This window comes from Ciceribacter thiooxidans, from assembly GCF_014126615.1.
GTDB classification, from domain to species: Bacteria; Pseudomonadota; Alphaproteobacteria; order Rhizobiales; family Rhizobiaceae; genus Allorhizobium; species Allorhizobium thiooxidans.
The window spans coordinates 443,502-468,851 of record NZ_CP059897.1; the positions used below are offsets into that span (position 1 = coordinate 443,502).

22 protein-coding genes and 2 pseudogenes are annotated in these 25,350 nt (G+C 61.8%); 11 read left to right on the forward strand and 13 right to left on the reverse strand.

Annotated elements, in window-relative coordinates:
- Positions 1 to 355: 355 nt before the first annotated feature.
- Entirely contained in the window at positions 356 to 1,306 is a 951-nt protein-coding gene (locus H4I97_RS20065) for a DUF1403 family protein (RefSeq protein ID WP_244658880.1), read from the forward strand.
- Between the two features lie 2 nt (positions 1,307 to 1,308).
- The gene (gene scpB / locus H4I97_RS20070) at positions 1,309 to 2,013 is read left to right on the forward strand and encodes an SMC-Scp complex subunit ScpB (protein WP_182308690.1); all 705 of its coding nucleotides are present in this window, start codon (positions 1,309 to 1,311) and stop codon (positions 2,011 to 2,013) included.
- Positions 2,014 to 2,075: 62 nt separating this feature from the next.
- Here the strand turns inward: scpB and H4I97_RS20075 are convergent, their stop codons facing one another.
- Positions 2,076 to 2,999 (reverse strand): cation diffusion facilitator family transporter, encoded by a 924-nt coding sequence (locus tag H4I97_RS20075; protein WP_182308692.1) that lies wholly within the window; start codon positions 2,997 to 2,999, stop codon positions 2,076 to 2,078.
- A gap of 240 nt (positions 3,000 to 3,239) precedes the next feature.
- Between H4I97_RS20075 and H4I97_RS20080 the strand changes: the two genes are divergently transcribed.
- The 4 genes from H4I97_RS20080 (at position 3,240) to H4I97_RS20095 (ending at position 7,157) form a co-directional block, all read left to right on the forward strand.
- Entirely contained in the window at positions 3,240 to 3,974 is a 735-nt protein-coding gene (locus H4I97_RS20080) for a DUF2934 domain-containing protein (protein ID WP_182308694.1), read from the forward strand.
- 87 nt (positions 3,975 to 4,061) lie between these two features.
- Complete coding sequence (locus H4I97_RS20085; protein WP_182308696.1) at positions 4,062 to 5,060, forward strand: ABC transporter substrate-binding protein; 999 nt, start codon at positions 4,062 to 4,064, stop codon at positions 5,058 to 5,060.
- Between the two features lie 149 nt (positions 5,061 to 5,209).
- Complete coding sequence (locus tag H4I97_RS20090; RefSeq protein WP_182308697.1) at positions 5,210 to 6,097, forward strand: ABC transporter permease; 888 nt, start codon at positions 5,210 to 5,212, stop codon at positions 6,095 to 6,097.
- The gene (locus tag H4I97_RS20095; protein WP_182308699.1) at positions 6,090 to 7,157 is read left to right on the forward strand and encodes a quaternary amine ABC transporter ATP-binding protein; all 1,068 of its coding nucleotides are present in this window, start codon (positions 6,090 to 6,092) and stop codon (positions 7,155 to 7,157) included. Before H4I97_RS20090 ends, H4I97_RS20095 begins: the two co-directional genes overlap by 8 nt.
- Before the next feature lie 94 nt (positions 7,158 to 7,251).
- On the opposite strand, the gene H4I97_RS20100 is transcribed toward H4I97_RS20095, so the two are convergent.
- The 8 genes and pseudogenes from H4I97_RS20100 to H4I97_RS20135 form a co-directional block, all read right to left on the reverse strand.
- On the reverse strand, positions 7,252 to 7,872 hold the full coding sequence (locus H4I97_RS20100) for a DUF6969 family protein (RefSeq protein WP_182308701.1): 621 nt from the start codon (positions 7,870 to 7,872) through the stop codon (positions 7,252 to 7,254).
- A 14-nt stretch (positions 7,873 to 7,886) separates the two neighbouring features.
- A complete protein-coding gene (locus H4I97_RS20105; protein ID WP_182308703.1) occupies positions 7,887 to 8,111 on the reverse strand; it encodes a hypothetical protein in 225 nt (74 codons plus the stop codon).
- Positions 8,112 to 8,256: 145 nt separating this feature from the next.
- Positions 8,257 to 9,455, reverse strand: a pseudogene (locus tag H4I97_RS20110) (YeeE/YedE family protein).
- A gap of 63 nt (positions 9,456 to 9,518) precedes the next feature.
- Positions 9,519 to 10,439 carry a sulfurtransferase gene (locus H4I97_RS20115; RefSeq protein WP_182308705.1) on the reverse strand — a complete coding sequence of 307 codons (921 nt, stop codon included), beginning with the start codon at positions 10,437 to 10,439 and terminating at the stop codon, positions 9,519 to 9,521.
- A gap of 448 nt (positions 10,440 to 10,887) precedes the next feature.
- Complete coding sequence (locus H4I97_RS20120) at positions 10,888 to 12,234, reverse strand: ATP-binding protein (protein WP_182308707.1); 1,347 nt, start codon at positions 12,232 to 12,234, stop codon at positions 10,888 to 10,890.
- Positions 12,235 to 12,278: 44 nt separating this feature from the next.
- Positions 12,279 to 12,941: a response regulator gene (locus tag H4I97_RS20125; RefSeq protein WP_182308709.1), complete on the reverse strand. Its 663-nt coding sequence runs from the start codon at positions 12,939 to 12,941 to the stop codon at positions 12,279 to 12,281.
- 121 nt (positions 12,942 to 13,062) lie between these two features.
- Positions 13,063 to 13,536 carry a hypothetical protein gene (locus H4I97_RS20130; RefSeq protein WP_182308711.1) on the reverse strand — a complete coding sequence of 158 codons (474 nt, stop codon included), beginning with the start codon at positions 13,534 to 13,536 and terminating at the stop codon, positions 13,063 to 13,065.
- A gap of 271 nt (positions 13,537 to 13,807) precedes the next feature.
- Positions 13,808 to 14,425, reverse strand: a complete 618-nt coding sequence (locus tag H4I97_RS20135) for a TetR/AcrR family transcriptional regulator (protein ID WP_182308713.1) — start codon at positions 14,423 to 14,425, stop codon at positions 13,808 to 13,810.
- Positions 14,426 to 14,570: 145 nt separating this feature from the next.
- On the opposite strand from H4I97_RS20135, the gene H4I97_RS20140 reads away from it, so the two are divergent.
- Positions 14,571 to 16,607, forward strand: coding sequence for an NADH:flavin oxidoreductase (locus tag H4I97_RS20140; RefSeq protein WP_182308715.1), 2,037 nt, complete (start codon positions 14,571 to 14,573; stop codon positions 16,605 to 16,607).
- A gap of 213 nt (positions 16,608 to 16,820) precedes the next feature.
- Positions 16,821 to 17,867: a GlxA family transcriptional regulator gene (locus H4I97_RS20145; RefSeq protein ID WP_182308718.1), complete on the forward strand. Its 1,047-nt coding sequence runs from the start codon at positions 16,821 to 16,823 to the stop codon at positions 17,865 to 17,867.
- A gap of 429 nt (positions 17,868 to 18,296) precedes the next feature.
- Here the strand turns inward: H4I97_RS20145 and H4I97_RS20150 are convergent, their stop codons facing one another.
- The 3 genes and pseudogenes from H4I97_RS20150 to H4I97_RS24945 all read right to left on the reverse strand — a co-directional run.
- Positions 18,297 to 18,500, reverse strand: a complete 204-nt coding sequence (locus H4I97_RS20150) for a cold-shock protein (RefSeq protein ID WP_182308720.1) — start codon at positions 18,498 to 18,500, stop codon at positions 18,297 to 18,299.
- A gap of 255 nt (positions 18,501 to 18,755) precedes the next feature.
- The gene (locus H4I97_RS20155; RefSeq protein WP_425306247.1) at positions 18,756 to 19,145 is read right to left on the reverse strand and encodes an SbtR family transcriptional regulator; all 390 of its coding nucleotides are present in this window, start codon (positions 19,143 to 19,145) and stop codon (positions 18,756 to 18,758) included.
- Between the two features lie 45 nt (positions 19,146 to 19,190).
- A pseudogene (locus H4I97_RS24945) lies at positions 19,191 to 19,331 on the reverse strand (TetR/AcrR family transcriptional regulator); the annotation flags it as partial.
- A gap of 177 nt (positions 19,332 to 19,508) precedes the next feature.
- Here H4I97_RS24945 and H4I97_RS20160 point away from each other — a divergent pair.
- Genes H4I97_RS20160 through H4I97_RS20170 form a run of 3 tightly spaced genes read left to right on the forward strand, consistent with a single transcriptional unit; the run spans position 19,509 to position 23,300 of the window.
- Positions 19,509 to 20,006, forward strand: a complete 498-nt coding sequence (locus tag H4I97_RS20160; RefSeq protein ID WP_182308724.1) for a (2Fe-2S)-binding protein — start codon at positions 19,509 to 19,511, stop codon at positions 20,004 to 20,006.
- The gene (locus tag H4I97_RS20165; RefSeq protein ID WP_182308726.1) at positions 20,003 to 21,061 is read left to right on the forward strand and encodes an FAD binding domain-containing protein; all 1,059 of its coding nucleotides are present in this window, start codon (positions 20,003 to 20,005) and stop codon (positions 21,059 to 21,061) included. Before H4I97_RS20160 ends, H4I97_RS20165 begins: the two co-directional genes overlap by 4 nt.
- Entirely contained in the window at positions 21,051 to 23,300 is a 2,250-nt protein-coding gene (locus tag H4I97_RS20170; protein ID WP_182308728.1) for a xanthine dehydrogenase family protein molybdopterin-binding subunit, read from the forward strand. The genes H4I97_RS20165 and H4I97_RS20170 overlap by 11 nt, the downstream gene beginning before the upstream one ends.
- Before the next feature lie 225 nt (positions 23,301 to 23,525).
- On the opposite strand, the gene H4I97_RS20175 is transcribed toward H4I97_RS20170, so the two are convergent.
- Positions 23,526 to 25,349, reverse strand: coding sequence for an ABC transporter ATP-binding protein (locus H4I97_RS20175; RefSeq protein WP_182308730.1), 1,824 nt, complete (start codon positions 25,347 to 25,349; stop codon positions 23,526 to 23,528).
- Position 25,350: the final 1 nt, after the last annotated feature.

The window sequence follows — 25,350 nt, forward strand, 5'->3', positions numbered from 1 at the left end:
CACCATGCCGCGAAATGCTTCCAGTCTGACGCATAGGCGCGACGCGTATGCGAGGATGCGGGCTCTTTCGGGATTCCGTGCGCACGGTTTGCTTCTGTGGACGACGGTGCCGTATCTGCGTCAAGTGCGCAGGCGCCGCGTAGACGGTCGCTCCTGCTTGGCTTATGTTTCGTTGTGGTGGTGGCTTTCTCGGGCATTTTAGGGGCGTTTATCTCTGTTGCGGATAGAATACAGCCACGTGCGCGGCCAAACAAGAAGCCAAGTCCGATTATCGTTCGTAGTTTCCCGTCGGCAAGCTGTGCGCTTTTAACACAAACGGTATTGAAAAGCGCACATCTCCGCTATGCTGCGCTTCATGGATTCGTTCACTGATTCGTCGACCGTTGCTTCGTCCCGGCCCGCCGCTGTGCCGATCTGGGCACAGGCACGTGGTACGGTAGATGGCGAGGTGGATGCATCTTTCATGGCCGGCGCGGCACTGACGATGCTTTACGAGCGCGTACGCGAAACCCCCGCGTGGGCGGGTTGCTGGCGCAATCGGCTGGCGCTCGCGTCGGCCCATGCCGCAGTCCGCCTGATGGGACGCAAGGAGGATGAAACATCACTTCGCGATGCCGTGCTTCTCTGTCCTCCCGGAGGAGATCCCGGACCGGCAGGACGGGTTCTTGTGGCCTATAGAAGACTCGCATCGCGCAAGGCTGCGATGACGGAAACAACAATTCGGGAAGTCGCCGATCTGCTCGCCCTCCGTTGGGATGAGGCGCTCGCCGACGTTCCCGCCTTCATCGACGAATTGTTGCAGTCGCGACGAGCGGTGCCGATCGTCATCGCCGCGCTCGTTGAACGGGTCGTTGCGATGCGGCCGGATGCCGAAGTCCTCGCATGGTGGCTGGCAGACTGGGTGCTCGCGCGGCTCATCCATCTGGAGCTGCCGGTTCCGCTCTTCACGCAGGCACGCTACGGGGCGGCATTCCGCGCCGCAGGCGGCGGCCGCAGCCGGCCGGGTGACGAGGGTTTCGCCCGCGCCGTCTGTCTGGCGCTTGCCCTGCAGGTACCGGATGCGCTGCGGCTTGCAGCGGAGATTGAGCGGCGAGCCGGGAGCCTGATGACTGTTTCACCGAAGGTTCGAACGAAAGGGCGGGAAGGCGTTATTGAACGACTGCTTTCCGACGACGCTGTCGCGGCGTCGCTGCCGGGCACGGGTCTTTCCCGCTGGGCAGGCCGTCGGCTCTTCGAAAGGCTCGAGGCGTTCGGCGCGATCCGGGAGCTTTCCGGTCGTCCGACCTTCCGGATCTACGGGTTGTGACGATGACCGGCGCAACAACAGCCGAACGGACGGTGAAGCGACGTAAGGGGAGCGAAGCCTCCGCGTTCGACAAAGAGCTCGCGCATACCTCGCCGGCCGCGCGCTGGCGCGAATGGATGATGCGGGTGGAAGCCGTCATCTTTGCCTCGGTCGAGCCGGTCTCTCGCGAGACCCTGGCGCAGGTCGTTGGTTCCGGATGCAGCATTGATCTCCTGATTGACGATCTTCGTGAGGAACTACGCGATCGGCCGTACGAGATCGTCTTTGTCGCAGGCGGTTTCCAACACCGTACGAGAGCGAGCTACGCGCCGGCCATCCGTGCTGCCGCCGTTCCGACCCGTTCGGCCGGTGCCGCGCTCTCCCAGCACGAGGCTGCGGTGATCATGGCCGTCGGCTACTTCCAGCCGGTCACACGTGGTGAACTGTCGAAGATCTTCGGCAAGGAGATTTCCCGCGATACGATTGCCGGCCTGAAGGCGGCAGGTCTTCTCGCGTCCGGGCCACGAAGCCCGGCGCCGGGTGCACCTTACACCTATGTGACGACCAAGCATTTCCTCTCCACTTTCGGATTCGAGACCCTGCGGGATCTGCCCGATATTGAGGCGCTCGAGGATGCCGGACTTCTCAACAGGTATGCCGAAGCTGATACCGACCGGACGATGGACTCCGAGAGTGGCGAGGAACTGATTGAGGACGAGGATGCGTAATGCCCCAAGCACTTTGCAGGAATGGTCCGATGCCACATCGGGGCCACAAGAGTGAGACGCAATCATCCGAACTGTGATGGTCGCGAACGTGGTCTGATAAAGATGGACGAAACCTGCTGCAGTTCGGAGCGAACGTTTTCCTGAATTCGGTTCACGGATGCTTCGATCTCCGGCGTTCTGAGTTCGTCATGGAATTCAACGTCGATTGCCGCCACCACGTCAGACGGACCGAGATGGACCGTGAGGATGTCGACGACACCGGCGACGTCGCGGTCGGATGCCGCAAGTTCCGATATGCGGCGCCGGACCGCCGGTAGCGCCTGCTCCCCGATCAGCAAACCCTTGCTCTCGATCGCAAGAAAGATCGCCGTTGCTGCGAGCACAAGAGCGATACCGATCGAGCCGATCCCGTCGAGGAGAGGCATCTCGAAGACGTGCGCGGCGGTGATGGCGATGAAGGCGATCAGCAAGCCGAGGAGGGCGGCGGAGTCTTCAAACAGCACGGTGAAGATGGTAGGATCTTTGCTGCGTCGGACGGCAGCGAGGTAGCTCTGACGACCCTTCTCGCGCCGGAAGTGCCGCAGCGCGAAAAACCACGCAGATCCCTCAAACACCACCGACAGGCCAATGACAACATAGTTGACCGTTATATTTTGTGCCGGCACCGGATGGAGCAGATGCACGATGCCCTCGTAGAACGATACGCCGGCACCCACCGCAAAGACCAATAGCGCGACGACGAAGCTCCAGAAGTAGACTTCCCGCCCGTAGCCGAGTGGATGCGTCTCGTCGGGGGGGCTTGCGGCCCTGCGCAGGCCGTGCAGCATTAGCAGCTGGTTGCCGGTGTCCACGACAGAGTGGACGCCCTCGCTCAACATCGCCGAACTGCCGGTGAAGAGCGCGGCGGCGAACTTCGTCGCCGCAATCAGCGCATTCCCCGCCAGAGCGGCATAGATGACGGTCCTCGATCCACCTTGTGCGGCCACGCGTTTCTCCCTGCAGCTTTGCCGCAAAGGCAACCCTCTGCGTCGTTCATTGTTCCGCGGGGCACGGTGCCAAACGAAGTCCGGTCCGGGAACATTGGGGCATGAAGACAGGTTTCAGCTTTCGTGTTTGTGCATGCTCGCTATTGGACGGAGAACGATCGATGCGAGCGGACACATACGAAGCGTCGATGTGGGGGAGCGCGGTCCGCTCCGCTGTTCCCAAGGAGATCGGAGATAGACATGCAAAAGCAAGACAGAGACGAGCACGTCCGTAGCCGAGCCTACGAGATATGGGAGCAGGAGGGCCGACCGGACGGTGAACACGAACGCCATTGGCGACAGGCGAGCGAGGAATTCGAAGCCGGGCTTGCCGCGAGCGCGGAGGCAACAGACCTTCCGTGTGGGGCAGAAGGGCTCGCCACGGGCCTGCAACCGGGCAGCGTGACCCCGGTGGCGGTCCCGGTCGAGGCGCAGACAGCATCGGCGTTGCGGGCAAAGGTACAAGAGGCACGAGAGGCGTCGTTTAGCCCGAGCGTTGCCGTTATTCTTGGACAGACGACACCTCTGCGCGATCTTGGGAAAACGCATGCCGCCCGTTGGGTTCACCTGACGGGACGAAGTCGCAATTTTACCCCTCACACGACGAACACAGGCAAGCGACGCCCGGGAATTTCGAATATTATGAAGGCTGTTCGCAGATGTATGAACTCGGCTGCCAATTGGTCGCCTGGCCGCATACGAATTCTTATTTCGGAGCCTCTATCTGGAACAGGCAAGCGTCGAGCAGACATATCTCCTCCCCCGGTCGGAGCATGCACGCCTCGGCTGGGACATGTGCCGGACGTGCAGCTCTTTGCGCAAGCCACATGCGCGGTCTTTCTCGACCGCCTCGATTATCTTGAAACCTCCTGTCAATGGTGGTGCACTGGTCACCCGCAAAACACGAAGGCACGACGGGGTCAGATTGACCCGTAGCTGCAATGTTTCCGCGCGTGCAGAGCAACGGGGCCAGGCGGCACCCCGTTGCAAAAAAACAAATGCCGCAATGAAGAGGGAACGGACATGAAACATCTTCTTGCTTCCACCTGCCTCGTCGCAGGCCTTTTGGCCATGACGGGCGCTGCGCGCGCCGAATGCGGCGACGTGACCATCGCCAGCATGAACTGGCAAAGCGCCGAGGTGCTTGCTGCACTCGACAAGTTGATCCTGACGGAAGGTTACGGCTGCAACGCTGAAGTCATCGTGGGCGACACGGTTCCGACCATCACGTCGATGACCGAGAAGGGCGAGCCGGATCTGGCGCCGGAAGGCTGGGTCGACCTGCTGCCGGACGTCGTCAATCGCGGTATCGAGGAAGGCAAGCTCATCGGTGCCGCCGTGGCACTCTCCGATGCCGCCGTTCAGGGATGGTGGATCCCGAAATACATCGCCGATGCCAACCCGGACATCAAGACGATCGACGATGCGTTCAAGCATCCTGAGTTGTTCCCGGATCCCGAAGACAAGAGCAAGGGCGCCGTTCACAACGGCCCGCAGGGCTGGGGCGGCACCGTTGTGACCAGTCAGCTCTACAAGGCCTATGGTGGAGAGGCTGCAAACTTCACGCTGGTCGACACCGGCTCGGCGGCTGGCCTCGACGGCTCTATTGCCAAGGCTTACGAACGCAAGGAAGGCTGGCTCGGCTACTACTGGGCCCCGACCGCATTGCTCGGCAAGTACGAGATGGTGAAGCTCGAGCACGGCGTTCCCTACGACGCTGCAGAATGGAAGCGCTGCAACACCGTCGCCGATTGCCCGGATCCGAAGAAGAACGACTGGCCAAAGGACAAGGTGCAGACGCTGGTGACCAAGGCTTTTGCCGAACGTGCTGGCGACGACGTCATGGCCTATCTCAACAAGCGCGCCTGGAGCAATGACACGGTCAACAAGTTGATGGCGTGGATGACCGACAACCAAGCGAGCGGTGACGACGGCGCCAAGCACTTCCTCCAGGAGAACGAAGCGCTCTGGAAGGATTGGGTCTCGCCGGAAGCCGCCGAAAAGATCAAGGCGGCTCTCTGATCGTCTGACCAACGGGAAAGGACGGCACGTCCCCGACGTGCCGTCCTTCTCGTCTGTCTCGGATCCGTTGCAACGAATGCTCGCAGCGGGATTGACGTTATGAGCCTAAAAGTCGGCACTAGATCGGCAGGGGCTGGAAGGGGATCGACATGGAATGGTTCAACAAATTTCCGGCAATGAATCCGGATTCGCTGCGTGACCTCAAGAAGGCAATCGATGAAGGCTTTCGCAGCTTCACCCGCGCCTACGGCGACGGCATCGAATCTGTCTTCGAACCGCTGCAGCACTTTCTGATCTGGTCGGAGCGCTTCATGACGCGCACGCCGTGGCCGGTCATCCTCCTGCTCATCGCAGCTTTCGCCTGGTTCGCCAGCCGCAACTGGAAGATCGTCGCCGGCACCGTTTTCACCCTTCTCGCCATCGGCTATTTCGACATGTGGGATGATACAATGAAGACTGTGTCGATGATTTTCGTCTGCACGGTCCTCTCCATCGTGATCGGCATTCCGATCGGCATCGCAATGTCGCGCTCGGATCGCGTGCAGAATACGATCAACCCGGTTCTCGACGTCATGCAGACGATGCCGAGCTTCGTCTATCTGATCCCCGTCGTCATGCTGCTCGGCATCGGCAAGGTCCCGGGCCTGATCGCCGTCGTCATCTATGCCATCCCGCCAATGATACGCCTGACGAACCTCGGTATACGGCTGGTTGACAAGGATGTGCTGGAAGCCGCCGACGCCTTCGGGTCGTCGAGCTGGCAGAAGCTTAGGAAAGTTCAGATGCCGCTTGCGCTACCGACGATCATGGCCGGGATCAACCAGACGATCATGATGGCGCTCGCCATGGTCGTGATCGCATCGATGATCGGTGTGCAGGGCCTTGGACAACCGGTGCTCAAAGCCATCTCCAACCAGTATTTCACGCTCGGTATTTTCAACGGCCTTGCCATCGTCGGTATCGCGATCATCTTCGATCGCGTCAGCCAGGCCTTCGGCAAACGGCTCCAGCAGCACCTGGAGGTTGTCCATGGCTGATCATCATTTCGACGGCATCAAGATCCGTCACCTTTACAAGATCTTCGGGCCCAATGCCGCAACGCATGTCGACGCCGTCCGCAATGGTCTCTCCAAAGTCGAACTGAACGAACAGTTCGGGCACGTTCTAGGTCTCAAGGACATCAACATCGAGATGCCGTCCGGCTGCATACAGGTCATCATGGGCCTGTCCGGTTCCGGAAAATCGACGCTGATCCGCCACATCAACCGTTTGATTGATCCGACCGCCGGTGAGCTGCTGGTGAACGGTATCGACGTCGTGAAGATGAACGAACGCGAACTCCGGGAGTTTCGACGACACCAGACCGCGATGGTGTTTCAGAAATTTGCATTGCTTCCGCACCGCACGGTTCTCGACAACACCCTCTACGGCCTTGAAGTGCAGGGCGTTCCCCGCGCCAAGGCGGTCGACATCGCCATGCAATGGATCGAACGCGTCGGCCTCAAGGGTTTCGAAAGCAAGTATCCGAACCAGCTTTCCGGTGGCATGCAGCAGCGCGTCGGTCTCGCCCGCGCGCTTTCGAACGATGCGCCGGTGCTGCTCATGGACGAAGCCTATTCGGCGCTCGACCCGCTGATCCGCACCGACATGCAGACGGTTCTCCTGGACCTGCAAAAGGAGATCAGGAAAACGATCGTCTTCATCACGCACGATCTCGACGAAGCGCTGCGGCTCGGAGACCAGATCGCGATCCTTCGCGACGGGGAAGTGATTCAGCAGGGCACGCGCCAGGACATCGTGCTCTCGCCGGCCGACGAGTACGTCGCGAACTTCGTCAAGGAGGTTAATCGTGGCCGGGTCGTGACCGTCGAGGCCGTCATGACGACGCTGCCGCCGGGCCAGGCGCCGAACGGAACGACGATTTCGGTCGGCACCACCATTGAGGAAGCGGTTCGCACGATCGCCACGGCTTCCGAAAGTGATGTGGCCGTGGTGGTCGGTGCGGGCGGAGAGGCACTCGGCTCCGTCAGCCTGCGTCAGCTCGCCGGTGCGATGGTCAGCCCTGCCGCTTCCGCTCCCGGCTCATCTTTGTCCTGATTGCGTCCGGGGTGCGCGTGCACCCCGGTCCTTCGAGATTTGCCGTGCCGTCGCGCCGTCCGAAAAGGGGCGGCGGTCGCGGTCACGGTGGACCTTAGCCGGACAGAAGCGTTCTTGTGGTTTCGCCGAGATCGACGGTAAGCTCGGAAGTAACCTCGAGCGCCCGATCCTGGCGCACCTCGGCCGCGGGCATCTCTCCACGCCACGTTTCAATCTTCCTGTCGCGTTTTCTAATGAGTTCGGCAATCTCCGGGCCGTAGAGGCGCAGCACGCCGGTCAGCCAGCGGTTCGCGAGATAGGAGGGGCGCCCAAGCTGGACGTCGAAGCGCGGCAACAAATTGATCGTCTCTTCGGCTGAAAGCCACGTATCTCCGACGACCCACTGGTTGACGGTGAAGAGGCGGAGCAGGCGGCCGTGCGCGTCCACGCCGACGGCGACGAGGTGGTGGACCGGCCCTTCACGGCCTTCGGGCCGGACGAAGCAGTGGAAGTGCCCGTGTTCGCCCGAGATACCCGGTTCCGGATGGGCATGATAATACCACTGCGCTCCGCTTTCCGGATCGAAGACGTCACCGGGCGGATAATGCTGCCAGACCGTCATTTTTCCGGCACCGCGCAGCACGTCGAGCAGGACGGTGTCGTCGGTCTTGCGCAGGACGGCCTCGCAAAACAGGACCTCGCGCGCGGCCTGTCGCCGCTGATCGTCGCTTGCCATCTCGGTCTCCTGCGCTATTCGCCGGAAATCATGATCAAGGTTGGGAGGCGGCGCAAGGTGCGGTGGCGGCACATGGAGCGGCTGCCGAGCAAGGCGCCGCTGCGGCGCACGGTGCCGATGCCGCGCATGGGGCTGCTGCGGCGCATGGGGCTGCTGCGGCGCATGGGGCCGCCGCCGAACACGGGTTTTCCGATGCCGCGCAGGGCGCCGACGCCGAGCAGGGATTGTCGGCTGAACACGGGTTTGCCGCGGGAGCGGAGGCTTCTGCGGGCCGGCTTGCCGCCGGTGTCGCCGGCGGATTATTGCTGTGGCTTGCATGGTCAGCCGCGACAGCAGCCGCGGCAACCGCGAAGGCGGCGCCGAAGAGGAGCGTATTACGGTTGCTCATTTTCTGAAGCCATCCAATCCGAAGAGCGGCCGAACCGCGATGCCGAGATGACTCCCGGCGAACGCTGCCGCGAACCAGAGCCAGCCGTGCAGGCTGCCTGATGCAATACCAGAGAACAGCGCGCCGATATTGCAGCCGAAGGAAAGCCGTGCGCCATAGCCCATCAGCATCCCACCGACCACAGCGGCAAGGAGCGAGCCGATCGGGATAGCGGCCTTCGGCGCGAACTTGCCGGCAAGACCGGCAGCGAGGCCGGCGCCGAGGATGATGCCGAAATTCATGACTGAGGTGTTGTCGGCGAGAACGCTGGCGCCGAGCGCCTGTGCCGGCCCCGGCCAGTTCCAGAAGGTCCATGTCTCGACGGGGACGCCGACCGCCTGGGCGATCTTAGCCCCCAGAGGCCGAAACCGAAGGTGACGGACCACGGATGGCCGGCGGTGAGAAGCGTAGCGACATTGAGTCCTGCAAGCAGCAGTGCCGCGGCGACCAGCGACCAGGGACCGCGGATGAGCCGCTCGGCGAACGGCTCGTTAGGAGCCTTCACCGCCTCCAGCGATCCGTGCGCCTTTTTCTCCACGAATGCGGTGACCGCCGCGACCGCGACGAGGCCTGCGAGCGTGATAGCGATCGCGAGCGGGACACCGAGCACTTGGCCGAGACTTACCTGCGGCATGGAAGGCTGCGCCAGCCACCACGGCAGGTGGGCGGTGCCGAGAGCCGCACCGACGATGAAGAAGATCAAGGTGACCAGCATGCGCGCGGAACCACCGCCGACCGTGAAAAGGGTTCCGGAGCCGCATCCGCCACCAAGCTGCATGCCGAGGCCGAACATCAGCGCACCGACCAGCACCGAGACGCCGACCGGCGCGAAAGCGCCTGCGAGTGCCAGTCCGTTGGCGGAGCCTTGCGCCAGCAAAGGAATGAAGGCGATCGCGGTCAGCCCGATCATCAGCATCTGGACTCGCATCGCGCGGCCGCGCCGTTCGACGACCATCCGCCGCCAGCCGCCGGTAAAGCCGAAGGAGGCATGGTAGAGCGTCACACCCAGAAGGCCACCGATGACGAAGAGGAGCGCCTGGCGCGGGCTCACCGCCGCACTGATCGCCACGGCGATGGCGGCAAAGGCGGCGGAAATGAAGAAGACCGGCGCGCGGTCCAAGGACGGCAGCGTCGGTGCTGTTGTGGCATTCGCCATGGACTGTCTCCCGGAAGGGCGGGGGACCACGCCCGGAGAATGTGGTCCCCTTTGTGCAGGATCTTACTGCGTGACGGGGCGGGCCGGATCGGACGCCCATTCGGCCATGGAGCCGTCATAGAGCTTCACGTTCTTCTTGCCTTCAACCTCGGAGAGACCGAACCAGGCGACCGAAGCCCAGTGACCGGTATTGCAGAAGGCGATGCTCTGTTCATCCTCCTTCACACCCGCCGCACCGGCAAGGGCGGCAACCTTTTCGGGGCTGACAAAGGACCCCTTCTGGGCGTCATAGAGCTTGCCCTGCTCGAGATTGACCGCACCGGGAATGGTGCCGGCGAGGCGGACGACCGGGCTCTTCGCTTTGCCGGCGAACTGCTCGGCTGGGCGACCGTCGACGAGCTGAACATCACCGCTCGCGCGCGCCTTCTCTACGTCGGCGGTGGAGGCGTAGAGTTCGTCGCGAAAATTGGCCTTGAACGAGGCCGGTTGCGGCTGAACGACGTCCGCGCTCGTCTCACCGTTGGCAGCCTGCCAGGCGCGCCAGCCGCCGTCCAGAATGGTCACGGCATCGTGGCCGAGAACCTTGAAGGTCCAGTAGACGCGGGTCGCAGCACCGAACTCGGAGGAGTCCGTGCCGGCCGGGACGATGACGATCTGGCTCTCGTTCGAAACACCGAGGGCGGCGATCTTTGCCTCGATGTCGGCGAGCGGCGGCAACTGGCCCGGAATGCCGTTTACCTTGGCGCGCCAGCCATAGGTCGAATAAGGCGCGCTGACGCTGCCCGGGATGTGAGCGGCCATGTAGGGGTTCGGCTTGTCCTTTGCTGCATCCCGAACGTCGATGACGACGAGACCCTCCTTGCCGAGATTGGACTGAAGCCAGGCGGCGTCGACGAGCGGCTTTTCTGTCAGGCGCTCGGCGCTTGCCGGCACGGCTATCGCAAGAGTGAGAGCCGCAAGAGCGGCGAGGGAAGCAAAACGCATGGATACACTCCGGACACGGATGAAGGTTGACGTAGTTATCGCGCAAGACCCGCAAAAATGCAGGGTACAGGCTCATAAACCTTGCGTGCTTTCAGGAATTTCCTTCCGCATGCCTCGGCTTTGGGCGAACACCGTTTCAGATGTGGCCGCGCGGCCGGGAGGGCTCGCCTCGCATGGCCTCGAGCGAACAGGACATGCAGCTGAGACACGGCGAAAGACCTGTCTAATCGAGCCGCAATCGGGTTGATTGCATGATCGATCGCAGCGCTCTCGTCATCACCATCGGTGGTGAACCAGGCCGCGGATAATTCTGTCCACGCGACGATCTATCTCAGCAGTCGCTCAGGCTCAACGCCCGCTACATCGGTCGCGATTCGCAGCCTCGCCTCCATCGGCCGGACCATGCCAGTGGTTGCGAGGGCGCAGAGGCGGAACATTATCTCACCGGTCAAGATAAACCGACGCTTCCGGTGGTCGATTGGACGGAACCAGAAGGATCCGATGTGCGGACACCCTCGATGCCTCCCTTTGACAGGGGTAGACAAACCTCTGCCACAAGACCCGAGGCGCCGGATCGTTCGCCAAGCGTGAGATTCCCCCCGTGATGCTCGGCGATGGCAGCGACGATCGATAGTCCGAGTCCACTTCCGGAAGCGGCAGTGCCGTTAACCCGGAAGAAGCGATCCTTGACTCGCTCACGCAACTCCAATGGTATGCCTGGTCCGGAATCCACGACACGTAGAAGCAAATGGTCATTGCGCCGTGACAGCCGAACTGTAACCTGCTCACCCTCAGGAATATACCGCAGGGCGTTGTCGACGAGATTGCGCACCATCCCAGCCAGAAGGTCGGCATTCCCACGAATGATTGCGTCGACGTCCGGCTCCACTTCAAACGCCAGATCAAGGTTGCGCGCGACCGCCTGGGGCGCCATCCTTGCGACCGTATCGCGAACGAGGTCAACCATGTCGATCGGTTGGGCTGACTCCCCTGTCGTGCTGTGGTCGATTCTTGCCAGTGCCAGAAGCTGCTCGACGATGCGGGTGCCGCGATCTACGCCTGTGAGCACCTCCGCGACTGCCGCGTGGCATTCGGCGATATCGCCGGTGCTGCTTGCCACCTGAGCATGCGCCCGGATTGCTGCAAGCGGCGTACGCAGCTCATGGGCAGCGTCGGCCGCAAAGCGCCGGTCTCGCTCCCGGGCCAATTTCAGGCGCGACAAGAGGGCATTGAGTGCTTCGACCAGTGGCAGGACTTCGATCGGAGCGGATTGAGGAGCAAGTGGCGACAGGTCCGTCGGCGATCGCTGTCTGACGCCTGCCGTCACCCTCTGGAGCGGTCCAAGCCCCCATCGCACTAGGAGCCATATTACGACAGCGAGTAGCGGCGCGGCGATCCATACCGGGTGGAGAATATGGGCTGCAATGCTAGCGGCAAAACCTTCGCGAACAGTTTGTCGAACCGCCACCTCGACCCCGATGGCGGCGCCGTCGTCCGTACGATAGACGCGCCAATCCTCGCCATCGTTCGTGATGTTGCTGAAACCAGCGCGCCAGTCTCCTTCCCGCGGGTAGTTTCCGCTGGGTGCTCCTGCAGTCAGGATGCGGTACGAGAGCCGCTGTTCCGGTCTGCGCTCGGCGGTCAGAACCTTCGGAATGAGGTCCGGAGGAATGTGTTCAACCAAGCCAAGCATCATCTCGGCGGACTGCTGGAGATGCTCGTCGGTGACCTGATCGATCAGGCTGCTGGTATCATGATAGGTAAAGAAGGCAGTGGCCAGCCAGGCAGTGACCATGCTGCCACAAAGTGACAGGACAAGGCGACGACGCAAGGAACCTGTCATGACTCGACCGGAATGATGTAGCCGATGCCGCGCATAGTCCGTATGACCTCCGGGAATAGCTTGCGTCTGAGATTGTGAATGTGCACCTCGACGGCATTGCTGTCGATCTGTTCGCCCCAGCCGTAAAGTTGTTCTTCCAACTGGCTACGCGTCATAACGCGACCTGCATGCATCATCAGCCCGTGCAGGACAGCGAATTCACGATTCGACAGAAGCACCGGTGTTCCGTCCAGCGTCACAGTATGGGCCGCCGGATCGAGAGAAATGCGACCCGATCGGAGAATTGGCGTTGCCTCGCCTGCAGACCGGCGCAGCAACGCCCGAAGTCTCGCGCGCAGTTCCTCCAGGTCGACGGGCTTGATCATGTAATCGTCCCCGCCTGCATCCAAGCCGGAAACGCGCTCTGCAATAGTGTCGCGCGCGGTCAGCACCAGAACAGGCGTCTTGTCGCCTGCAGCCCGCCTCCGCCGCAGGAGGCTCAACCCATCCAGGCCGGGCAATCCGAGATCCAGAACCACGAGGTCATAGCTCGTGGTGGCAAGAGCGGCATCGGCATCTTCGCCATCGCGGACCCAGTCCACGGCAAAGCCGCCCTGACCAAGGCCCGCCACGAGACCACGGCCCAACAACGTGTCGTCTTCGACCAGCAAGAGCCTCATCACATCCGCCATAGGCAACACTGTTCGTCAAGACTGTGCCTGCCTGAGGAAGACCGCCAGACAGGCACTTCTCCAGTCTGGCAGTTCCGCCAGGCTGGCACAATCCTTCTATGGCTGACGGTCACTCGAGCGGCTGCCAATTGGGGTGCTCGAAGTATGTGCCATAGGCGTTCAGCGCCTGCACCACGAGGACTGCGCCGCTACGCGGGTCGGCGTCGCCTTCCAGTTCCGCCACCCCGTCGAGCACGTGACCCAAGACGATGTGAAACTGCTCGTCCACTTCGGGTGCAAGCTTGCAGTTTGTCACCATGAAGTCGACCTGTGCCTGCACCTCGGAGGCAAGCGTCTTGTAGTCGGCCGGTTGCAAGCTCGCATCGTGGATGGCGGGGAGGCGTGTGGCGAGCGCGCTGCGAATACCATCCATGCCTTTGAGCATGTTCTCGTCGCCTTGCCATTTCGTCTGGCCGTTCAGCGTTAGTTCGATAGTGGCAGCCTGGTGACCCTCGTGGGAGGTCGTTGCAGCCCAGGATGGAGCGCTCCATGCGCCAAGAGCGAAAACCAGTCCAGGCAAGATCAGATGTCTGCGGAAGTTCATTTTATGATTCCTTTCGATGCTCGCGGAATTTCTTGCCGCGAGGGAATTGATAGCGCGCTCAGCTTATGGCTCGCTTAAATGCCGGGAACTTTTCGGGGCAGACTGGATGACGCACGGACTCACGGCGCCCAGCACTGTGCGGCGGAATTGCTTTGTCGAAGGACCTGCGGGGGCTTGTCGCCTCTGAGAAACGGCCCGAACTCTTCGATAGAGGTCCGGTAACAACGACGCCGACGGACCGGCTACCGTTCGAGGCGAGATGGTTGCGGCACTATCCGTGTCGTGCGAAGAAGCGATCGAGTTCTCGTTGCTCGGGGATCTGTCCGGTGTGGATCTCGATGTACTGGGGAATGCGCTTCATGCGGAGCGCAAGGTCCTCCTGGGTCTGCATCGAAATGTATCCGATCTGGACCAGGTAGGTCGCGCGTGCACGTACATCCGCATCCTCCTCGCCGAAGCCGAAGCGCATGAACATCCGGGTAAGGGCATCCATCCTCACCTGATCGGCCGTCTGCACTTCCGTCAGCACGGCCGGAGACTGCAAGGCCCAGCTGCGCACGGCAAACTCGAACTGCGAGTCGAACAGCTCACGGCTCAGCCAGCAGTCGAAGACGTTCAGCATGGCTTCCGCGAGCGACTCCGCGTAGGCCTCCGACTGCTTCACCAGATTGCCTGTGTTCTTTTCTCGCCACCGCGAGACGAGGGCGTCCAAAAGCTCTTCGCGATCCTTGAAAAACCAGTAGAAGCTGGTCCGGGAAACATTGAGCCGCTTGGCGAGCGGCAGGATCTTCACGGAATCGACGCCTCCCTCGAGCAGAGAGTCGTAAGCCGCGGCAAGCCACCCCTCGTACGAGCCTCTCCATTCGATGTCGCCTGTAGTCTGTTCCATGAGGCTGTCCTACCAAATCCGCCACGGCCTTACAACGAAATGTACACTAGTGTCGTCGCTTTGTGCTCTTGTGTTTTGATTCTTGACATATGTGTACATTCGCTTCTAGCATCGACGTCAAGACCACCCGACCGGAGCCTGTCGCATGTCGAACGATCCTCTGCTTCAGCCCTTTCAATTGAAGCACCTGACGCTGCGCAACCGCATCATCGTGACGGCCCATGAGCCCGCCTATCCGGAGGATGGTATGCCTAAAGGCCGCTACCGCGCCTACACGGTCGAGCGCGCAAAGGGCGGCGTTGCGCTGACGATGACGGCCGGCTCTGCAGCTGTTTCGAGAGACAGTCCGCCGGTCTTCAACAACTTGCTCGCCTATAAGGACGAGATCGTCCCGTGGATCCGCGAGATGACCGATGCCGTCCATCAAGAAGGCGCGGCCATCATGATCCAGCTCACCCATCTCGGCCGGCGGACACGTTGGGACAAGGGCGACTGGCTACCCATCCTTGCTCCGTCCCATCACCGTGAGGCGGCGCACCGCGCATTTCCCAAGAAGATTGAGGACTGGGACATCGAGCGCATTATCAGGGATTTCGCAGACGCTGCCGAGCGCATGAAGGCGGGCGGTATGGACGGCATAGAACTGGAAGCCTACGGTCACCTGATCGACCAGTTCGTCTCACCGCTCACCAACGACCTCGACGAACCTTACGGCGGCTCGCTCCACAACCGTATGCGCTTCTGTTTCGACGTTCTGAAGGCGATCCGCAATCGGGTGGGCGACGACTTCATTCTCGGCGTGCGCTATACCGCCGACGAGTGCCTTCCCGGGGGGACGGGAAAGGCAGAGGGACTGGAAATCTCCCGCCGTCTCAAGGAAAGTGGTCTCATCGATTACCTGAACGTCATCCGCGGTCATATCGACACCGATCCCGGCCTCGCGGACGTCATTCCGATCCAGGGCATGGCGAGCGCGCCGCATCTCGATTTCGCCGGTGAGGTCCGGACGGCGACGCGTTTCCCGACTTTTCACGCCGCGAAGATCCAGGATGTCGCAACGGCCCGACATGCGATAGCAGCCGGCAAGGTCGACATGATCGGCATGACCCGCGCGCACATGGCCGATCCGCACATCGTTCGCAAGATCATCGAGAGGCGCGAAGACGACATCCGTCCGTGCGTCGGGGCGAACTACTGCCTCGACCGCATCTACCAGGGCGGGCTTGCGTTCTGCATCCACAACCCGGCGACGGGCCGCGAGGAAACAATGCCGCACAGGATCACGAAATCGGATTCGCGCAGAAAAGTGGTGATCGTCGGGGCTGGCCCTGCGGGGCTTGAGGCAGCGCGGGTTGCGGGTGAACGCGGCCATGATGTTGTGGTCTTCGAAGCGGCGAGCAATCCCGGCGGGCAAATCCGTCTGACGGCTCAGAGTGAGCGCCGTCGCGAGATGATCGGCATCGTGGACTGGCGCATGAGCCAGTGCGAAAAGCTCGGCGTGGTCTTCCGTTTCAACACCTGGGCGGATGCGGATGTCGTTCTGGCAGAGAACCCCGATGTCGTAATCATCGCAACCGGTGGCTTGCCCCACACGGAGGTTCTCTCGAAGGGCAACGAACTGGTTGTCTCCGCCTGGGACATCATCTCGGGTGATGTGAAACCCGGCACCAACGTGCTCGTCTACGACGATGCCGGCGATCATGCCGGTCTGCAGGCGGCAGAGATCATTGCCAGGGCGGGCAGCAAGGTCGAGATCATGACGCCGGATCGTTCGTTCGCGCCGGAAGTGATGGCCATGAACCTGGTTCCCTACATGCGATCGCTGCAAAAGCTCGATGTAACGTTCACCGTCACCTACCGGCTCGAAGCTGCAGAAAAGAGCGGTAACCAGCTCATCGCTCATGTTGGCAGCGACTACGGTGGTGTGTTCAGGCAGCGCGCGGTCGACCAGATCGTCGTCAATCACGGCACCGTTCCTTTGGACGAACTCTATTTTGATCTGAAGCCCGCTTCGAGGAACTTCGGCGAACTCTCCCATGACGACTTGTTGTCAGGCATTCCCCAGGGCGTCGAGCGCAATCCCGAAGGCGCTTTCCAGCTCTTTCGGATCGGCGATGCCGTTGCCTCTCGCAACACTCACGCCGCCATTTACGATGCCCTGCGCCTTGCCAGCAATCTCTGAGACCTGGGTTGGGCAGCGGACCGCCGTTAGCGGCCGCCGGACCTTGGAGTGGGGCGTGCAGGTCACCGATCCAGACGGCGTTGTCGTTGACGACCACGATTCCCTGGCGCATGGATTAGGAACGAGATGAGAAGTCGTGAAAGACTGCCCTTGGAAGTGGAGGAATGCTGTTCTCGGCGGCGGCTCTTCCGAGGGCCGGAAGGAGCAGGTGCAATGGGACAATCGAGTCTGGCCGGCGCGCCGTCAGGAGGTGTCGCGCCGCCGCGCCGCCTGAGAATAGGTATCGTTCTGGCGCGATCCTTCACCTTGTCGGCCTTCGCACTCTTCGTCGACACCCTTCGACTGGCGAGCGATCAGCTCGACCGGTCGGGCCGGATTTTCGCTGATTGGCAGGTTCTCGCCAGCACCCGCAACCTGATCAGCTCGAGTTGCGGCATTCAGGTCGCCCCCACGTCCGACTTCGTCGACCCCGGCCATTTCGACTATATTGCGGTCGTCGGTGGGCTTCTCAGCGTCGACCAGCCGGTCGACCAGGCAACCGTCCGGTTTCTAAAGGACGCCGCATCGAAGCGGGTACCCTTGATCGGCCTCTGCACGGGAACCTTCATCCTGGCGGACGCCGGTCTGATGAAAGGACACGCGACCTGTGTAAGCTGGCTTCACTTCCAGGAATTTCGCGACCGCTTTCCCGATCTCGAGGTCCGGGCGGACCGGTTGTTCAACCTGGACCGCAGGCGCGGCTCATGCGCGGGAGGCAGCAGTGCCGCCGATCTTGCGGCCGCGCTCGTCAGGCGGCACATCAGCCGGGATGCGGAGCGCAATGCGCTCGAAGTCCTGCAGATCGAAAAGGCCCGCACGCAGTTCGACATCCAGACGCGGCAGCCGTTGCGCGAGCACGTCAGCGATCCGCGTGTCGCTGCCGTCCTGATAACCATGGAGCAACACATCGAGGCGGGGATTCCGATCGAAAAGCTCGCGGCATCGGTGGGTCTTTCCAGGCGCCAGCTTGAGCGGGTGTTCCACGAAACGGCAAAAATGTCCCCTGCTGCGGCGTTCCGTCGTCTTCGCATGGAGCGTGCACGACAGATCCTGCTTGCCAGCGAAAAGCCCATCATCGAAGTCGCTCTGGACGTCGGCTTCTCGAGCACCTCGCATTTCACGAGGGAGTTTCGGCGAGCATATAACAGGACACCTGCGGAAATCCGCGATTCCGCGGCCCGTGAGCGGAGAGAGATGAGCAAGGCCGCGGCTCGGCGGTGAGGCAAGCTCAAGTCAAGAGCGTCTCGGTATCCAATGCGGTCAAGGCCGAGACCCCGAACCAAGGTAAGGCGAGGGCTCGAGTTCGATCAATGGGAGTACAGGCGCGTTGGGGATGCCGTCCGCACATCCAACCCTGCGACGCGTGCCTTGCCCACGCGAGCCTCGATGAAGATCGCATGTCCAAGCACCATCGCCGGCAACATGAACCGTCGGGCGGCAGCGGCGAACCTTCTGCTTGAAGGTTCGATCGGTCTTGGGGAAGCGGCTGGTCGATAGTGTCAGCTTGACGTCTCAAGGCATCGGCGCCTCGATGCCCGATACCGGGCAGCGATGCCGAGTGCGCCTAGAGTCCTCCCCTTTGGGTGAGGCTGTCCGTCTTGTTCGCTGACGAGCCGATTTCAGCATCCGCCCTACGACATGGAATACCGATTAGACGGTCCTGACGTTTTCTGCCTTGGACTTTCCGGTCTTGCGGTCCTGACCAACGTCGTACGCGACTTTCTGTCCATCCCGAAGAGGCTCGGAATCCTGCACCGCCGACACATGGACGAACACATCCGGGCCGCCCGTATCTGGTGTAATGAAGCCATAACCTTTGTCCTGGCTGAAAAACTTGACGATCCCCGTGGCCATTGTCTTCCTCTTCAAATGCGCAGCTCGCGTGCCGCGAGACAAAACTATTTCCGAACGGCCGCGCGCGCAACCTCCTATCTGCGCCCGCAACACTTAACAGGGTAGCCCGTGCCGGACTGATGGTTGGGCTCGAGCATCGGGGCCCTGCGGCTCGCAACTGTGCTGCTTTGCGAATCCAGTTCGCACATCTCGACCGCGCTTACCAGCACATACGATTCGCCGGTTCAGAAGGGCCTAAACACCTGGGACCCAGACTCAACGCTTTTGCAGCCCGTCGACGAAAATGTCGACCATGCGCAACGCTGTCGGCTGCCAATCGCCAGGTCCCTGGGAGTAGAAGATCCCAATGAGTGTACGAAACAAGTCCTCGGGCTGCACGTCGTCACGCACCTTGCCGGCTCTCACAGCGCGCTCGAGCAAGAGACGGATTGCTCCCACCATTCGTTCCGAAGAATAGGCTTTGAGTTCGGATGACCCGGCCGCCGCAAGCTGTAGGGCCTGGATCATTCCCTTCTTCGTTGCCGCCAGGCGCACGTTCGCCTGCAGCCAGCGCTTGAGCGCATCGACAGGATCGGTTTCCCCGCCAAGCTGCTCGGCGAGATCGATAAGCAGGTCCACCTCATGCCGGTAGACCGCCTCGAACAAGCTCTCCCGCGTGGGAAAATGTCGATAGAGCGTACCGATCCCGACGCCGGCCCGGCGTGACACAGCCTCCAGGCTGGCATGCTGCCCCCCAGCACTGAAGATCTCAGTTGCGGCTTCGAGAAGTCGCTCCCGGTTACGGATCGAGTCCGCCCGAGGTCGCCTTGTCTTTCCGACTCGTGGTTCCATATCCGTAGGCAGGATTTTTTCCTCTTGCTAAACGGAGGATGCCTCCGTATAAATCCATCGGCCGGACAATCATAGACCGATCCGGCCCTGGCGGCGCCTCTTCCGCGCCCGTTTTGCATTCCCGTCGATCCGACGGCTCTAATCCATATATCCCACGATCACTGAATGGAGTATCCCATGACACTCTCCATCAGCCTTACCATCAATGGCCAGCCGCGCATTATCCCTGTCGATGACCCGCGTGTGACGCTGCTCGATCTCCTTCGCGAGAGGCTTCACCTCACGGGCACGAAAAAGGGCTGTGACCGCGGTCAGTGCGGTGCTTGCACCGTGCTTGTCGATGGACGGCGCGTCAACGCCTGCCTCTTGCTCGCCGTCAGTGTCGATGGCGCCGATGTTATGACCATTGAAGGTCTTGCAGAGGGCACTGCCTTGCATCCGCTCCAGCAAGCCTTCATCGAGTGCGACGCCTTTCAATGCGGTTACTGCACGCCCGGGCAGATCATGAGTGCCATGGGTCTGATCTCGGAAGGACATGCCGGCGGCGACCCCGAACGCGTGCGTGAACTGATGAGCGGCAATCTCTGTCGATGCAGTGCCTATCAAGGCATCACGGAAGCCATCCTCAAGGCGCATCAAACGCTCACGGAAGAGAAGGGGAGGGATGCAGCGTGAACAGGTTCGACTACATTCGGCCCGTCAGCATTGCTGACGCATTGTCTGCCGCTACGGAGTCAGGTTCCGTTTATCTTGCAGCCGGTACCAATCTTCTCGACCTGATGAAGGTCGGCATTTCTCGCCCCCGCCGCCTGATCGACATCTCCCGGCTTCCCGGCCTCGACGCCATTGAGTGGCGGCCCGACGGCAGCGTTCGGGTGGGCGCCATGGTCCGAAATTCCGATCTCGCCTACGATGTCCGTTTCGGAAAAGCGTTCCCGGCGGTGTCGGAAGCCCTCCTTTCGGGAGCCTCGGCGCAAGTCCGCAACGCGGCGACCGTTAGCGGTAACCTGATGCAACGCACGCGCTGCGCCTACTTTCAGGACACCGCCAGCCGGTGTAACCGGCGTAATCCGGGGTCCGGCTGCGATGCGCTCGAAGGCGAAAACCGTCTCCACGCGATCCTCGGCTGGTCAGAACATTGCATTGCAACGCACCCCTCTGACTTCTGTGTTCCGTTGGTGGCGCTTGATGCGATCGTCGAGGTCGAAGGCGCGGAAGGAAAGCGAACGATCCCGCTCGAAACCTTTCACTGCCTTCCGGGAGACGCGCCTGAGAACGAGACGGCCCTTGCACCCGGTGAGCTCATTACCGCCATTTACCTCCCCGCGGAGGCCACCCACTTCAAAGCAAATGCCCGATATCTGAAACTTCGCGAGCGCACGTCATTCGCGTTCGCCGTAGTCTCTGCGGCCGCGGCACTTGATCTCGAAAGCGGCGTGATCCGACAGGCACGGCTCTCGTTGGGTGCGGTGGCTGCCAGGCCCTGGCGCGTTCGCGAGGCGGAGAAGGTTCTTGTCGGCAGCCCTCCCAGTGCCGAAGCCTTTGCCCAAGCTGCCGAGGTCGCGCTCGAGAGCGCACGCCCATCAGGAGACAATGCCTTCAAGATCGAACTGGCACGCCGCATCATAGTGCGCGCGCTTGCCCTTGCGGCCGACGGAACGCCGGACGTCATGCCTGCCCTGCCGGCTTCGCCCTTTTCGACAAACCCAGGAGTGAGCCATGTCGCATGATGCTCCATCCGCCCAAATCACCCGCTATGGTTCCAATGCGGGCCAGCCGCTCACCCGCAGAGACGGGTTGCTCAAGGTTACAGGGGGCGCGACCTATGCGGCCGACAACAATCCCGAGGGTCTGCTCTACGCAGTTACGGCTGTCAGCACGATCGCACGCGGCCGCGTGACGTCGCTCAATGTCGCCGCAGCCAAGGCTCATCCTGGCGTCGTCGAGGTCCTCACGCCGGAAAACCGGCCGCCTCTCGCACACGATCCGAATGACAAGATGCCGCCCTTCGGCTTCCGGATCGAGGTCCTGCAGGACAACACCGTGCGTTATGCCAACCAGCCCATCGCTCTCGTGGTCGCCGAAACTCTCGAAGCCGCGACTGAGGGCGCCGCACTGCTGAACCCGCAGTTTGAGGCCGAGGCGCCGCGCACCGACTTTCTCAACGGAGTCCGGTTCCAGCCGCCTGCCGTCGGCATCGGCAGTCCACCGAAGGTCGAGCACGGTGACGTCGAGGCGGGTCTCGCCGCCGCTGCGAGGGTGATGGAGGCCGAGTACGAGACTCCCGCCCAGTATCACAATGCAATGGAACCTCACGCGGTGGTGGCCGAATGGAAGGGTGATCGGCTGACCCTCGACATGCCAAATCAGGCGCTCGCAATGAGTTGCGCGTCCTACGCGGCCTATTTCGGCATTCCAGCGGAAAACGTCGTCATCCGTTCGCCGTTCCTTGGCGGCGGGTTTGGATCAAAGGCGATCCTCAACGGGCCACAGATGCTGGCGATTATCGCCGCCCGCATGCTGAAACGGCCGGTCAAGCTGGCGCTCAGCCGCGCACAGATGTACGGCCCCGTCGGACACCGTGGTAATACCTGGCAGAAGCTGCGGATTGGCGTCGACGAGCGCGGACACCTCACCGCGCTGCACCACCGCGCCATATCTGCAACTTCCACTTTTGACGAATTCCTCGAGCCTTCGGCCAATGCATCCACTCACCTCTATGCGAGTCCCGCTCTGCGCGCTGAGCACGAGGGATTGAGACTGGACGTCGGTACTCCGGGGCCGATGCGGGCGCCGGGGGAAGCATCGGGATCTGCTGCACTGGAGGTCGCGATGGACGAGGCTGCCGAAGCAGTGCGCATCGACCCCCTGGAGTTCCGGCTGAGGAATTATGCCGAAACGGAGCCGGGCACAGGACGACCCTATTCCTCCAAGGCGTTGCGGGAGTGCTATGCCGAAGGCGCCAGACGCTTTGGTTGGGCATCTCGCCCGCTCGCCCCGCGCCAGATGCGCGATGACAATGGTTTTCTGGTCGGCTGGGGCATGGGAACGGCACTCTTTCCCTGTCCGCACTTTCCCGCCGAAGCCCGTGCCACACTCCGGGCCGATGGAACCGCCCTGGTAGAGACAGCCGGCGCCGACATGGGGCAGGGCGCCTGGACGGCGCTTGCGCAGATCGCCGCCGAAGCCTTGGGTCTCGATCCGGATCGGGTCGAGTTTCATTCGGGCGTGTCGACACTGCCGGACGGCGGCGTGGCGGGAGGTTCGGCCCATACCGCAAGTGCAGGTCTTGCACTTCATAACGCCGGAAGGGATGCTATCGAAACGCTTGCGGCATTCGCTACCTCCGAGCCGGAGTCTCCACTCTTCGGCGCCGGCAACATCGGCGTCGTTGCGCGGAACGGGAGGCTTCATCGTCGCGATGACGAGAGCCGCAGCGAAAGCTACGTGGAGATCCTGAAACGCGCCGGACAATCGGAAGTGATTGGATCGGGTCGGTCCGCCCGGGATCCGGAACTTGCCCAGGCCTATGCCATGTACTCGCACGGCGCAGTCTTTGCCGAAGTGAAGGTGGACCCGGACCTCGGGCAGGTGCGCGTGACGCGTCTGGTTGGTGCGTTCGCAGCGGGCCGGATCATCAATCCGCGTCTCGTCGAAAGCCAGTACTTCGGCGGCATGATCTGGGGAGCGTCCTTCGCCCTGCACGAGAAGGCAGTCGTCGACCGTCGTACCGGGAGAGTCATGAATGGCGATCTTGCCGAGTACCACGTGCCGGTCAACGCCGACATCCCTTCCCTGGAGGCCATCCTCGTCCCCGAGGTGGACCCTTACGTGAACCCTCTCGGGGTAAAGGGCGTTGGCGAGATCGGCATCACCGGTACCGTGGGCGCCGTCGCGAACGCTGTATGGCACGCAACCGGGTTCAGGGTGCGCAAGTTCCCGATCCGTATCGAGAATCTTATCGCTTGATGAGCAGCCTGATCGCGGAACATGTGTATGAGGTCATCTGACCAGTCACAGGGCCGCCGGTGTCCGTCCCCGCAGAAGCTGACTTTTCGAGCAAACCTCCCACGATGGCTGACTGGTTGCCGAGTTCCCGGACGTCGATGGCCGCCAGCAACTGAAATCGTGAGAACTGGCGAAACGCACCGGGTTCGCCGCCTGGCCGGTCCAGCCTCTGTCTCATGGTGCCGGTCAGGCTGAACGAGAGAGTGACAGCTTGGAGACGAGGTGGCCATTCCCGACCTCATCGAAGGTATTGTCCTCCGGGACATAATAAAGCGGCCGGATTGGGCTTTTGAGCTCTCGAACGTTTTCATTGTAAAGCCGCCGCTCACGTCGCGGATCGGGGACAGGCACGGCACTCATGAGCTGCCGGGTGTAATCATGCTGCGGATTCTCGAAAACCTGACGACGACTCCCGATTTCGACGAGTCTGCCCATGTACATTACCGCCACGCGATGACTGATCTGTTCCACCACGGCCATGTCGTGCGAGATGAAAAGATAGGCGATGCCTGTCTCATTCTGGATGTCCTGGAGCAGATCGAGGACCTGCGCCTGAATAGAGACGTCGAGCGCCGAGACACTCTCGTCGGCAATGATGACCTTGGGAGACAGTGAGAGCGCCCGGGCGATCGAGATACGCTGACGCTGACCGCCCGAAAACTCGTGTGGGTATCGCTTGATCTGGTCTGGTGAGAGACCAACACGCCTGAACAGGTACTCCACCCTGTCCTTCAGTTCCGAGCCGGACGATACGCCGTGAATGATCAGGGGTTCGGCCACCAGATCTCCGACCCTGAACCGGGGGTCGAGCGACGCGTACGGATCCTGGAACACCATCTGTATGTCGCGCAGGACGGGCGCCATCTGGCGTCGGGACAGGCCTTTCGTCTCCTTGCCCGCGATCCTCACAGAGCCGCTCCACGGAACGAGGTTCATAAGGGCCTTGCCAGTCGTCGACTTGCCGCAGCCGCTTTCGCCGACCAGGGCCAGGGTCTCGCCGCTGTGGATCGAGAAGGTCAGCCCCTCGACTGCATGCACGCGGCTGACCGGTCTCTGGAGAATGCCGCCTTTGATATCGAAGCGGACGGTGAGGTCCGTAACGTCGATGATCGGGACACAAGTTGGCATCGGGCTTTCGGCAAGGGCCTTATCCGCACAGGCCCGTGCACGCTTGGGCATGTCGGTGCCCTCCATCTCGCCGAGCTTGGGCACGGCCGCAAGCAGACTGCGGGTGTAAGGGTGCCGGGGATTCTCGAAGATCTCGCGCACGGTACCATATTCGACCGCCTTGCCGTGACGCATGACCAGTACGTGATCCGCCATCTCCGCGACCACGCCCATGTCGTGTGTGATCATGATGACCGCCGTGCCCCATTTCTTCTGAAGATGGCGGATCAGGCTGAGGATTTGTGCCTGCACCGTGACGTCAAGGGCCGTGGTTGGCTCGTCGGCGATAAGAATGTCGGGCCCCTGTGAGAGCGCAATTGCAATCATCACGCGCTGGCGCATTCCGCCGGATAGCTCGTGTGGATATTGGCCCAGCCGCCGAGCTGCATCGGTGATTTGCACCTGTTCCAGCAACTTGCGCGCTTCTGCGAGCGCCAGCCGTTGACTGATCGCCCTGTGTGCCATGATTGCTTCGGTGAGCTGGCGGCCAATCGTCAGAACAGGATTAAGAGACGTCATCGGCTCCTGAAAGATCATACCGATTTCGCGTCCGCGGACGGCACGTAGCCGTTCTTCGTCGAGCGTCATCAGATCCCGACCCTTGAACACTACCTCTCCCGCCGACACGCGCGCCATCGGCTGCGGCAAGAGTTGCATGAGCGACAGGGCGGTCATCGACTTTCCCGAGCCGCTTTCACCGGCGATGCACAGCGTCTCACCGCGCACGAGATCTACGCACAATCCGTCGACGACGGTTTTGGCTCCGCTCGGCGTTGCGACCTGGGTTGTCAGGCCTCTGATCGAGAGAAGAAGGTCTGATGGGGTCTTGGCTTCAGAGGTCATG